The 12,270-nt window shown below is 64.4% G+C and carries 10 protein-coding genes; 7 read left to right on the top strand and 3 right to left on the bottom strand.

Annotated features, from left to right (window positions below):
- The first annotated feature begins 93 nt into the window (after positions 1-93).
- Complete coding sequence (gene rpoZ, locus G566_RS0111185) at positions 94-435, top strand: DNA-directed RNA polymerase subunit omega (protein ID WP_022680760.1); 342 nt, start codon at positions 94-96, stop codon at positions 433-435.
- Between the two features lie 189 nt (positions 436-624).
- Here rpoZ and G566_RS0111180 read toward each other — a convergent pair whose 3' ends face one another.
- A complete protein-coding gene (locus G566_RS0111180) occupies positions 625-2,823 on the bottom strand; it encodes a S9 family peptidase (protein WP_022680759.1) in 2,199 nt (732 codons plus the stop codon).
- Positions 2,824-3,299: 476 nt separating this feature from the next.
- Here G566_RS0111180 and G566_RS0111175 point away from each other — a divergent pair, with 476 nt between their 5' ends.
- The 6 genes from G566_RS0111175 (at position 3,300) to G566_RS0111150 (ending at position 9,675) form a co-directional block, all read left to right on the top strand.
- The gene (locus G566_RS0111175) at positions 3,300-5,777 is read left to right on the top strand and encodes an Rne/Rng family ribonuclease (RefSeq protein WP_022680758.1); all 2,478 of its coding nucleotides are present in this window, start codon (positions 3,300-3,302) and stop codon (positions 5,775-5,777) included.
- A gap of 69 nt (positions 5,778-5,846) precedes the next feature.
- Positions 5,847-6,617, top strand: a complete 771-nt coding sequence (gene cobA / locus G566_RS0111170) for a uroporphyrinogen-III C-methyltransferase (RefSeq protein ID WP_022680757.1) — start codon at positions 5,847-5,849, stop codon at positions 6,615-6,617.
- A complete protein-coding gene (locus G566_RS0111165) occupies positions 6,602-6,889 on the top strand; it encodes a DUF2849 domain-containing protein (protein WP_022680756.1) in 288 nt (95 codons plus the stop codon). Before cobA ends, G566_RS0111165 begins: the two co-directional genes overlap by 16 nt.
- Positions 6,889-8,520, top strand: a complete 1,632-nt coding sequence (locus G566_RS0111160) for a nitrite/sulfite reductase (RefSeq protein ID WP_022680755.1) — start codon at positions 6,889-6,891, stop codon at positions 8,518-8,520. Before G566_RS0111165 ends, G566_RS0111160 begins: the two co-directional genes overlap by 1 nt.
- Positions 8,513-8,941: a DUF934 domain-containing protein gene (locus G566_RS0111155; RefSeq protein ID WP_022680754.1), complete on the top strand. Its 429-nt coding sequence runs from the start codon at positions 8,513-8,515 to the stop codon at positions 8,939-8,941. The genes G566_RS0111160 and G566_RS0111155 overlap by 8 nt, the downstream gene beginning before the upstream one ends.
- Entirely contained in the window at positions 8,938-9,675 is a 738-nt protein-coding gene (locus tag G566_RS0111150) for a phosphoadenylyl-sulfate reductase (RefSeq protein WP_022680753.1), read from the top strand. Before G566_RS0111155 ends, G566_RS0111150 begins: the two co-directional genes overlap by 4 nt.
- A 4-nt stretch (positions 9,676-9,679) precedes the next feature.
- Here the strand turns inward: G566_RS0111150 and G566_RS14250 are convergent, their stop codons facing one another.
- Positions 9,680-10,402: an HNH endonuclease gene (locus G566_RS14250; protein WP_022680752.1), complete on the bottom strand. Its 723-nt coding sequence runs from the start codon at positions 10,400-10,402 to the stop codon at positions 9,680-9,682.
- A gap of 87 nt (positions 10,403-10,489) precedes the next feature.
- Positions 10,490-12,097: a phosphoenolpyruvate carboxykinase gene (locus G566_RS0111140; RefSeq protein WP_029131574.1), complete on the bottom strand. Its 1,608-nt coding sequence runs from the start codon at positions 12,095-12,097 to the stop codon at positions 10,490-10,492.
- Positions 12,098-12,270 lie beyond the last annotated feature (173 nt).

Here is a 12,270-nt window from a genome sequence, read left to right as displayed (position 1 = left end):
ACGCCACCATCGTGAAAGGCCAATTTCCTTGACTTTGCGCCCCCGAATCGTCAGGGGGACCCATTCCCGCCAATTCAAAACCGGAGCCACTTCATGGCACGCGTGACTGTTGAAGATTGCGTCGACAAGGTTTCCAACCGGTTCGACCTCGTGCTGCTGGCCGCGCATCGCGCCCGTAACATCTCGTCCGGCGCAGAGCTGACCATTGATCGCGACCGCGACAAAAACCCGGTCGTGGCCCTGCGTGAGATCGCCGAAGAGACGATCCGCCCGGCTGATCTGAAGGAAACCATGGTGCAGGGCATGCAGCGTGTGCAGGCTGAAGATGATGACACGCCCGATGTGATCGGTTCGCTGTCGGCGTCGGCCGAAGCCTTGCGGATCACCGCTGCGCAGCCGCCGCGGAACCAGAACATGGGTGGCGATTACGAGTAAGGCGGCTGGAAATAGCATATTGCGCTATTTCCAGACTCGCCGCACTCTGGCCGGCGACCAAAAAAGGCGACCTTGTAGGTCGCCTTTTTCGTGTGTCGTCCGACGGCGTGGCTCCGCCACGCTCTTTCGTCCTTCCTCCTCCACCTCAGCGGACTCGGCGGCTCCGCCGCCGGCCGCGCCCTCCTTCCCTCAATACCCTGTCGGCGCCACCGTCCGCCCCAGGAACTTCAGCCGCGTGATCCACGTGTGCACTTCGAGGCCCGGCGTGGCGTGGGTGGCACCGGGATAGACCATCAGATCAAACGGCGTCTTCGCCCGTTGCAGTGCCGTCATCAGCGCGGTGGAATTCTCGAACACCACGTTGTCATCCGCCATGCCGTGGATCAGCAGCAGCGGGTCCTTGATCTTGCCGGCATCACCCAGCGCGCCTGATTTTGCATAGACGGCAGGTTCCGTGACCGGATTGCCGAGATAACGCTCGGTATAGGCGGTGTCGTACAGTTCCCAGCGTGTCACCGGCGCGCCGGCGATGCCCGCCGCAAACCCGCCCGGCGCGGCTTCCAGCAGCTTCAGCACCATGTAACCGCCGTAGGACCAGCCATTGACCGCCACCTTGCCGGCCCAGGGTTGCGCTTTGATCCATTGCAACGCCTGCACGTGGTCCTGCACCTCGACGCCGCCCATGGCGCGGAAGATCGGCGCCTCAAACGCCATGCCGCGGTTGTTGCTGCCGCGATTGTCGAGCTGGAACACCGCCCAGCCCTTGGCGACCAGATACTGTTCGATCGGCGCAGTGAAGCGCTTGTGGACATTGTGCGCATGGGGCCCGCCATAGACCTGCATCAGCACCGGGAACGGGCCGGGGCCAGCGGGTTTCAGCAGGCGCCAGTCCATCGCCTGGCCATCGGCGGCAGTGAGCGTGCCGAATTGCGGCACCACATGGCTGGCGAGATAGGGCGCATAGGGGTGATTGGCATTGAGGCGGTTTTCCTCGATCCACGCCAGCCGCTTGCCGGCCCCGTCACCCAACCACACCTGCGCTGGCTGGCTGGGGGTGGAACTGGTGAAGATCAGGCGCTGACCGGCATCATCCATCACGGCTTCGTGCCAGCCGCCCGGCGCCGTCAGTCGCTGCGGTTTGGCGCCGGCCTTGCGGAAATCGAGCGCATAGACCTGTTTTTCCAGCGTGGAATCGGCAAAGCCGGTGAACCACAAGCGCCCGCGCTTTTCATCAACGCCCACCAATTCATCCATCACCCAGCGCCCGCTGGTCACTTGCTGCGCTGTGCCGCCGGCAAGGCGATAGAGGTGGCGATAACCGTCACGCTCGCTGGCCCACAGGATGCTGCCGTCCTTCAGCGGGCGGAAATTGTCGTGGACATTGACCCAGGTCTTTGCGGTCTCGCTGGCCAGCACCCGCGACGCACCGGTGACCGGATCAACGGCAAGGATATCGAGCCGCTGCTGATCGCGGGTGAGGCGCTGGACATACAGCGTCTTGCCATCCACGGCCCAGGCGACACGGGCGACATAGATGTCGGTCGACGGGCCAAGATCGACCTTGGTCTTGCCCGTTCCATCCGGGTTCACCAGCCACAGCGATACGTCGGCATTGGCGGTGCCGGCCGCCGGATAGGCCTGGGTGAACAGGCGGGTGCCATCGGCACCGATGGCAGCGCGTGTCACCTGCTTCACCGGGGATTCGTCGACGCGCGCCACGGCGATGCGGCTGTCGTCAGGTGCCCACCAGTGACCGTCGAACCGGTCCAGCTCTTCCTGCGCGATGAACTCGGCAACGCCCCAGCTCACCTTCGGCGTGTTTTCCCCGGCCACTTCGCGCGCGTCGCCGCCGGCCAAGGCTTGCACGAACAAATGGCCGTCGCGCACGAAGCTGGCAAAGCCGCCCTTGGGGCTCAGCTTGGCATCTGTCTCGGTTTCCGGCGTCTGGGTCAGGCGGGTGATGCTGCCATCGAGGGCGGCCACCCACAGATCGCCGTCCACCGGCACCAGCAGGCGTTTCGCATCGGGTGCCCAGGCATAATCGGTGATGCCCTTGACGTCGGCAATGCGCCGGCGTTCGCGGTTCATGCGTTCGGCTTCGGACAGCGCAGCGCCACTGGACAGCTTTTCCGAATCGACCAGCATCCGGCTTTGACCGGTCGCGGTGTCCACCGCCCACAGGTCGAATCGGTCCTTGTCGCTTGGCCGGCTTTTCAGCAGCGTCGCCAGCCGGCCATCGGGGGCCAGTTTCAGCACACGCGGGCGCGGGCCCCCCAGCGAAGGTGAGGCATAGACGCGCTCAAGCGTCAGTTGCTGTGCCTGCGGTGTCTGCTGGGCCATCACGGGCACACCAACCAGCAGAGCCGAGGCCAACAACGCAAGCTTCATTCCCATTCCCCCAATTTCACGCCCGGCCCGGCATTTCCGCTTGGCCGGGATATATGACAATCGTGCGTCATTGCCGCACCCTTGCTCCTGCGCCAAGTGGCTGCTAGCAAGAAACAGGCGACGGTTTGTCCGTTGCTATTTCCGCGCTCGTTCGCGCTGCCGCCGCATCTGCTGGCCGGTGTTTCGCGATTGGGCCTGGGACTTTGGTGGTTACAGCCTTGCACCGTGCAGGAACAGCTGGCCACACTCGATGACTTGAAGGACGCGGATGAACGGATTGATCGAACTGGCGAAAGGACAGCGCTTCATGCGCCGCCTTGCCAGCGGTCAGGCTGCCGCGCCTGCTGATTTCACCCGCATTTCCCGCATCTGCCGGCGCCATCATTCCGATGTCGTCGGCCTTTTCATATCGCGTCGCCCTGTTGCCGCCCGCTTGTCGGGTGTCGAGGCCTGGGTTGGCGCCACGGAGACCATCAATGTCCAATCGCATGCTTATCGACGCCCGCCACCCGGAAGAAACACGGGTGGCCGTGATCAACGGCCAGCGCATCGAGGAATTTGATTTCGAAGCGGCTGACAAGCGTCAGCTCAAAGGCAATATCTATCTCGCCAAGGTGACCCGGGTTGAACCGTCGCTGCAGGCGGCGTTCGTGGAATATGGCGGCAACCGCCACGGTTTCCTGGCATTTTCCGAAATCCACCCCGATTATTATCAGATCCCCAAGGAAGATCGCGACGCCCTGCTGCGCGAGGAAGCCGAACTGGCCGCCGACGATCATGGCCACGACGGCGAAGAGGGTGATGAATCCGATGATGTGCTGGAAACCGGAGGCCATCATGATGAACCGTCGGATGCGCTGCGCCGCAAGCGCATGGCGCTGCGCCGCCGTTACAAGATTCAGGAAGTCATCCGCCGCCGCCAGGTGATGCTGATCCAGGTGGTGAAGGAAGAGCGTGGCTCCAAGGGCGCAGCGCTCACCACCTATCTCAGCCTCGCCGGTCGCTACTGCGTGCTGATGCCCAACACCGCGCATGGCGGCGGCATTTCCCGCAAGATTTCCAACCCGGCCGATCGCAAGCGCCTGAAGCAGGTGATGGCCGATCTGCACCTGCCGAACGGCATGGGCGCCATCGTGCGCACCGCCGGCCTGAAGCGCAGCGCCGCCGATATCCGCCGCGATTTCGATTATCTTACCCGCCTGTGGGACGAGATCCGCGAGAAGACCCTGGCCAGCCAGGCCCCGGCGCTGATTCATGAAGATTCGGGTCTCATCAAGCGCGCCATCCGCGACGTCTATAACCGCGAGATCGATCAGGTGCTGGTGGAAGGCCGCGCCGGTTTCGAGGCCGCGCACCGCTTCATGTCGATGCTGATGCCCAGCCACGCCGCCAAGGTGGTGGAATATGAAGGCAGCGTGCCATTGTTCCAGCGCTTCGGCGTCGAGGATCAGTTGGAAGCCATGTACCAGCCGGTCGTCCAGCTGAAATCGGGTGGTTACCTGGTCATCAACCCGACCGAGGCTTTGGTGTCGATCGACATCAACTCCGGGCGCTCGACCCGCGAATATGGCATCGAGGAAACCGCCGCCAAGACCAACCTGGAAGCCGCCGACGAGATCGGCCGCCAGTTGCGCTTGCGCGACATGGCCGGCCTGGTGGTGATCGATTTCATCGACATGGAAAATGGTTCCAACGTCCGCAAGGTCGAAAAGGCCATGAAGGAGGCGCTGAAGAATGATCGCGCCCGCGTGCAGATTGGCCGCATTTCCAGCTTTGGCTTGATGGAAATGAGCCGGCAGCGCCTGCGCACCGGTATCCTGGAAGCCTCCACCCATATCTGCCCGATGTGCGAAGGCACCGGCATGGTGCGTTCGGTGTCGTCGGCGGCGCTGGCTGCCCTGCGCGCACTGGAAGCCGAAGCCCTGCGCGGTCGCCACAGCGATCTGGTGCTGCGCGCCAGCGAGGAAGTGGCGGTCTATCTGCTCAACCGCAAGCGCATCGAACTGGCCGAGCTGGAAGAACTCTATGGCGTGACCATCATCACCCGCCCGGATGATTCGCTGATCGGCCCCAATTTCGAGATCGATGCCGGCGGTCCGCCGCCGTCGAAGAAGGTGGAGATGGTGGCGCTGCCGCCGCTGGTGAAGATCGTCGAAGACGGCGATGCCGACGAAGCCGAAGACGATGACGGCGAAGAGGGTGAAGACCGCGGTGAAGAGCGCGGCGAAGATGGCCGCCGTGGGCGGGGCCGTGGTCGCCGTCGCCGTGGCCGTGACGGCCGTGGCCGCGACAAGGGTGAAGAGCGCAGCGACGATCAGGCCGACGCGCATGACGACGATCATGGCGATGAGCATCACAACGATGGTGCGGCCGACGCGGCCGATGAGGCTGAAGGCGACGGCGCCGAGGCCACCGACAATGGTGAAACCGGCGAGAACGGCGGTCGCCGCAAGCGCCGCCGGCGTGGCCGTCGCGGCCGCCGCGGCGGTGCCGAACGCACCAACGGTGCGGAAACGGATGAGGCCGCTGAAGCCGCACCGGCCGCGCCGGAACCGGTGGCTGAAGAAGTTGCCGCCAAGCCCAAGCGCAGCCGCCGCAAGAAGGCCGATGACGCGCCGGTGAGCGAGGAAGTGCCAGAAGCGGTTGTTGAGGTCGCTCCGGCGCCGGTGGCCGAAGAGGCTGCCGCCAAGCCCAAGCGCATTCGCCGCAAGAAAGACGATGCAGCGCCCGAGAGCGTGGCCGCACCGGAGCCGGTTATTGAACCAGCACCGGAACCGGTTGCCGAAGAGCCCGCGGCCAAGCCCAAGCGCAGCCGCAAGAAACCGGCGGCTGAGGCCGTGGCCGAGCCTGTCGCTGCTGCGGCCGAAGAACCGGTTGCCGAAGCTGCTGAGCCCACCGTCCCAGCCGCTCCGGCCCGCAAGGGCTGGTGGCAGCGTACCTTCGGGAATGACTGACAAGTCGGCCTAGGCCGCAGCAAAGAAAGCCTTTCTCCCCCCTTGCCGCGCGATGCGGCAAGGGGGGGCATGGATTTTCCCCCCCAATCTGGTCGCATCCTCCTGGTTGGCGCTGGCCCCGGCGCCGCTGATCTGCTGACCCTGCGCGCCGTCCGCGCGCTGGCGGCGGCCGATGTCGTGGTTCACGACGGCCTGGTCGGCGACGAGGTGATGGCGCTGATCCCGGCCCATGCCCGCCGCATTTCGGTCGCCAAGCGCCGCGCCCGCCACACGCTGGCGCAAGATGCCATCGGCGATCTGCTGGTTGCCGAAGCCCGTGCTGGCCACACGGTGGTGCGATTGAAGGGCGGCGATCCGTTCATCTTTGGCCGTGGCGGTGAGGAAGTGGATGCTGCACTCGCCGCTGGCGTGCCGGTTGTGGTGATCCCCGGCATATCGGCCGCCCATGGCGCGGCGGCGTCCACGTTGATGCCGCTCACCCACCGGGATCACGCGTCGATGGTCAGCTTTGTCGCCGGTGAATGCCGCGGGCTGGCCGAGCAGAACTGGGCCGGGCTGGCCGGCAAGGGCCGCACGCTGGTGATCTACATGGGCCTGGCCGGTGCCGCGCCGATTGCCGAAAAATTGATGGCCGATGGCTTGGCACCCGATACGCCAGTTGCCGTTGTCGAACGCGCCACCCAGGCCAATGAACGCCTCGTCACCTCGCTGCTCGCCGATCTGGCCGGGCTGGTGGCGCGCGAGGCCATCGCTTCCCCTGCTCTCATCATCGTTGGCGATGTGGCGGCCCTGCCCGCTGCTCGTGCCAAAGCCAAGGAAACCGCATGCCTCGTTTGCTGACCGGAAACCGCCTCGAAACCGGCGATGTGTTGTGGTGGGCTGGTTCTGATTGGAGCCTCCACCTCAGAGATGCCGTGGCCGTGGACGACGAAGGCGAGGCGCTGATTGCCCGCCAGTTGCCCCAGGAACGCATCAACGATCTCGTGCTGATCGACGTGGATGCCACGCCTGATGGCTGGCGCCCCCGCTCCACCCGTGAACGTGTGCGCGCTGTTGGCCCCAGCGTGCGCCCCGATTTTGCCCTGCCCTCGCTCCCCGTGGACGCCATCTGATGTACCGTTACGATGAATATGATCAGGCGATCGTCGATGCCCGCGTCGCCGAATTCCGCGACCAGGTCGAACGCCGGCTGAAGAACGAAATCAGCGAGGAGGCCTTCAAGCCGCTGCGGCTGATGAACGGCCTCTATCTGCAGCTGCACGCCTATATGCTGCGCGTTGCCATTCCCTATGGCACGGTGGATTCGCGCCAGATGCGCATGCTGGCCCACATCGCGCGCCGTTATGATCGCGGTTACGGCCATTTCACCACGCGCCAGAACATCCAGTATAACTGGATGAAGCTGGAAGAGATGCCGGACCTGCTCGCCGATCTGGCCAGCGTGGAAATGCATGCCTTCCAGACCAGCGGCAACTGCATCCGTAACATCAGCTCCGATCAGTTCGCGGCGGCCGCCGCCGACGAGATCGCCGATCCGCGCCCCTATGCCGAGCTGCTGCGCCAATGGTCGACGCTGCACCCGGAATTCTCGTTCCTGCCGCGCAAGTTCAAGATTGCGGTGACTGGCAGCACGATCGATCGTGCCGCCATCAAGCTGCACGATATCGGCCTTGAACTGGTGCAGAACGACGCCGGTGAAATCGGCCTGAAAGTGCTGGTCGGTGGCGGCATGGGCCGCACGCCGATGCTGGGCCATGTGATCCGGAAATATCTGCCGGTGGCGGATTATCTCAGCTATATGGAAGCGATCTTGCGGGTCTATAACCGCCACGGCCGCCGCGATAACATCTACAAGGCGCGCATCAAGATCCTGGTCAACGATCTCGGCGCCGCCGAATTCGCGCGCCAGGTCGAGGAAGAATGGGCGCTGGTGAAGCCGCTCGGCCTCGATCCGCCGCCGTCCGAATTGGCCCGTATCGCCGCGCACTTCGCGCCGCCGGTGCTTGATGCCAACGCGCCTGTCGAGATCGACCAGTCCAACCCGGATTTCGCCAACTGGGTGACGGTGAACACGCATCCCCACAAGGCGCCCGGCTATGCCATCGTCACCATCAGCCTGAAGGCACCGGGCGAAATCCCCGGCGACGCGTCGGCCGATCAGATGGATATCATCGCCGATCTGGCCCAGCGTTACGCCGGCGACGAAATCCGCGTGACCCACGCGCAGAACCTTGTGCTGCCGCACGTGCGCCGCGCCGATCTGTTCGATCTGTGGCAGGTGCTGGTTTCGGCCGGGCTGGCCACCGCCAACCTGGATCGCGCGTCGGACATCATTTCCTGCCCCGGCCTTGATTATTGCACCTTGGCCAATGCCCGCTCCATCCCCATCGCCCAGAAACTGGCGGTGAAGCTGGCGCCGCAAGAAGCGGATCTGGGTGAGCTGAAGATCAAGGTTTCCGGCTGCATCAACGGCTGTGGGCACCATCACGCCGGCCACATCGGCATCCTGGGCGTCGATCGCAAGGGCGAGGAAAATTACCAGCTCCTCCTCGGCGGTTCGGGCGCCGAAGATGCGACGCTGGCCAAGATCCTTGGCCCCGGCTTTGATGAAAACGGCATCGTGGCGGCGGTGGAAAAGGTCATCGACCGCTACAAGACGCTGCGCGCCGATCCGGCCGAGCGTTTCCTCGACACCTATCGCCGCGTCGGCGCCGAACCCTTCAAGGAGGCCGTGTATGGCTGAAGTCTATCGTTTGCGCTCAGATCCGGAACACACCGCGCCGGCCTTGCCGCTGGCCGAGTATCAGTCCGGCGGCACCGCCGTGCGGCTGGAGGCGGGTGACGATGCCCGTCTGCTCGTCCCGCATCTGGGTACCCTGCGCCGCATCGACATCGCCTTCCCGAAATTCCGCGAAGGCCGTGGCTACAGCAGCGCGCGTATCCTGCGCGAAGCCGGATTCACGGGCGAAATCCGCGCGGTGGGCGTCCTTTATGTCGATCAGTTGATGTTCCTCACCCGCGCCGGATTCGATGCCGTGCTGCCTGAAACGCCGATTGATCCGGCGGTGGCGGAGCGCACGCTGGCGCGCTTCCCCAATGTCTACATGAAAGCGGCCGACAGCCTGCAACCGATCTGGGCGCTTCGCGAACAGTCCAACGCATGAGCGAGGCGGCGCGCCTGCCAGATGTGATTGACACCGCGCCGGCCTTCACGGCCGAGCAGGTGGCGGCCCTGAACGCGCGCTTTGCCGGCCGGCCAACGGCGGAGATGCTGGCCGAACTTCTCACCGGCGAGCTGAAAGGCCGCATCGCCGTCGTCTCCTCGTTCGGGGCGGAATCGGCGGTGCTGCTCGATCTGGTCGCCGCGGTCGACCGCAGCATGCCGCTGATCTTCATCAACACCCAGAAGATGTTCGGCGAGACGCTCGCCTATCGCGACGGCCTGGCCGAAAGTCTGGGCTTCACTGACCTTCGCGTCTATCGCCCCGACCCGTATGAGATTGCCCGTCGCGACGACAAGTCCCTGCGCTGGGCTTATGATCCCGATGGCTGCTGCGACCTGCGCAAAGTGGAGCCGCTCCGCCGCGCGCTGGCCGGTTTCGACGCGTGGATCTCTGGTCGAAAGGGCTTCCAGTCCGGCCGCGCCGGTCTGCCGCGATTCGAGCTTGATGAAGGCCGCCTGAAAATCAACCCGCTCGCCGATTGGGACAAGGCCGCCATCGACGCGCAGTTTACGCTGCGTGAGCTACCCCGCCACCCACTCGAAGCCGCCGGCTACCCCTCCATCGGCTGCCAACCCTGCACATCCCAAGTCCAACCCGGCGAAGACCCCCGCGCCGGCCGCTGGCGCCACTGGGACAAGACCGAATGCGGGATTCACAACCAGCCGGTGTTCTAGGCGACTACCCGTAACAGTGCCGCTGCTGCGCCCGTTCACGATGTTGGCGCATCAGGTCGCTGGAAAGGCTGATTGTGGCAGGCGGCCGGATCGGTTTTCCGGTGAGCGGACGGAACAGCGTTCTCGTTGGCTCGTCTGCCTCCTCCAGCAACGTGCGACTGACTTGCCAGCGCCAGTTATCGTCCAGCGTGATCAGATGGGCATCGAAGGCACGGTCGTGGGTGGCCGACAGGCACAGTCCGTTGCCGGGGTTCAACCGGTTCTGGCTGTCGTCTGCCCACGGCACGATGTGGCTGGCCACCAACAGGCGGGTTTCCCCTATTCCGGTCGCGCAGCAGTGATTGTTGAAATTGCCGAGCGCGGCGCGACGGAAGAAGTCCTGCCCGATACGGCGCTTCTGCATGGCCTCGACTTCGGTCATGGTAACAATAGGCTGCAAGGCCGGTTCCGTGGCGGTTACAGCGGTCGTCCAGTCGTTGGTAAACGCCGCCCATGCCGCGCGGTCAGCGGCCGAGGCTCCACTCAACCCCTTTCGGCCGGACTCTACGATCTTTGGGTCGATGCTGGCGAAGTTGGAAAGTTTCATTGCCACGGCTGATGGCGTGCGGCCAATCCGGGTGGCCAGTTCGATGATTTCAGGATTGCTGCGGTGCAGCTTGCCGAACGGCGTTTCGAAATAGAGGCGCAGGGCGAGGAAAAGCTGCTCTCGGGTCCAACCATCGGCCATGCCGAGTAGGCTGCCAGGTCATGCGTTGAGCTGCAACGAAAAAGGGCGGCCGTTGCGGGCCGCCCTCATCTCATTGGTCTGGCCGGTTCAGGCGGCTTTCGGTGCCGAATCCCGCACGCTGGCGTCCACATGGGCTTCGAACTGGGCGAAGTTGGCGATGAACATGCCGACCAGCGCCTTGGCCTTGGCGTCATAGGCGGCCTTGTCGGCCCAGGTTTCGCGCGGGTTGAGGATGGTGGGTTCGACGCCCGGCACCGAGACGGGCACGGCGAAGCCGAAATTGTCGTCCGTGCGGAACTCGGCGGTCTTCAGGCTGCCGTCGAGCGCGGCATTCAGGAGCGCGCGCGTTGCCTTGATCGGCATGCGGGTGCCGGTGCCGCCGGTGCCGGCGCCGCCGCCGGTCCAGCCGGTGTTGACCAGCCACACGTCCACGCCGCCCTTGGCGATACGTTCCTTCAGCAGATTGCCATAAACCGATGGGTGGCGCGGCATGAACGGGGCGCCGAAGCAGGTAGAGAAAGTGGCATCCGGCTCGGTCACGCCGATTTCGGTGCCGGCCACGCGCGCAGTGTAGCCGGACAGGAAGTGATACATGGCCTGATCCGGGGTCAGCTTGGCGATTGGCGGCAGGATGCCGAACGCATCGGCCGTCAGCATGATGATGTTGCGCGGCACCGGGCCCATGTTGTCGGCACTGGCGTTCGGGATAAAATCGATCGGGTAGGAACCGCGGCTGTTTTCCGCCAGGCTGTTGTCATCCAGATCGATCACGCGCGTGGTGGGATCAATCACGACATTTTCCAGCACCGTGCCGAACCGGCGGGTGGTGGCGTAAATCTCGGGCTCGGCTTCGGCCGAAAGGCGGATCACCTTGGCATAGCAGCCGCCTTCGAAATTGAAGACGGCGGTATCGGACCAGCCATGTTCATCATCACCGATCAGCGTGCGGCTGGCGTCGGCGGAAAGCGTGGTCTTGCCGGTGCCCGACAGGCCGAAGAAAATGGCGGTGTCGCCATCTGAGCCGATGTTGGCCGAGCAGTGCATCGGCATCACGCCCTTCAGCGGCAGCAGATAGTTGAGGATCGAGAAGACCGACTTCTTCATCTCGCCGGCATAGGCCGTGCCGCCGATCAGGATGGTCTTGCCTTCGAAATCCACCGCCACCACGGTTTCGCTGCGGCAGCCGTGGCGGGCCGGATCGGCCTTGAAGCTGGGCAAATCGATGATGGTGTATTCGGGCACGAACGCCGCCAGATCGGCCAGTTCCGGGCGCACCAGCAGGGTGCGGATGAACAGGCTGTGCCAGGCATATTCGGTGATCACGCGCACCTTCACCCGGTGTTCGGGCTGACTGCCGCCAAAAAGATCCTGCACGAACAGATCGGCCTTGCCCTTCAGCGCGGTTTCGAAATCGGCCTTGATGGCAGCGAATTGCTCGGGCGTGATGCTCTTGTTCTTGTCCCACCAGATGCTGCCATCCGTGGCGGCATCACGCACGATGAACTTGTCGTTGGCGCTGCGGCCGGTGTGCTTGCCGGTTTTCACCACCAGCGCGCCATGTTCCGACAGCAGGCCTTCGCCGCGCTGTACGGCGAGTTCCACCAGCGGGCCGATGAGCAGGTTCCAGTGCAGGGCGGCGGGCGTGGCGAGACCCTGTTGAACAAGGCCATGGGCGGGCACAACGGTGGACGGCACAGCGGATTCTCCCAAGACAACGGTGCGGCTTCTGCCCCCCGGATTTGCAAATCCACATAGCGGACGCATCCCGGTTCGTCAAAGAAGCCGGGCCTGTTACGGGCGCATGCCAGCTATGTCATGTCGCAACCGTCTGGTTGAGTGTGCGGGCCATTGGCGGCGCGCTCTTGCCA

The sequence above is a fragment of the Sandarakinorhabdus limnophila DSM 17366 genome (genome assembly GCF_000420765.1).
Taxonomy (GTDB): Bacteria; Pseudomonadota; Alphaproteobacteria; order Sphingomonadales; family Sphingomonadaceae; genus Sandarakinorhabdus; species Sandarakinorhabdus limnophila.
This window is presented reverse-complemented; position numbering and strand designations above follow the sequence as displayed.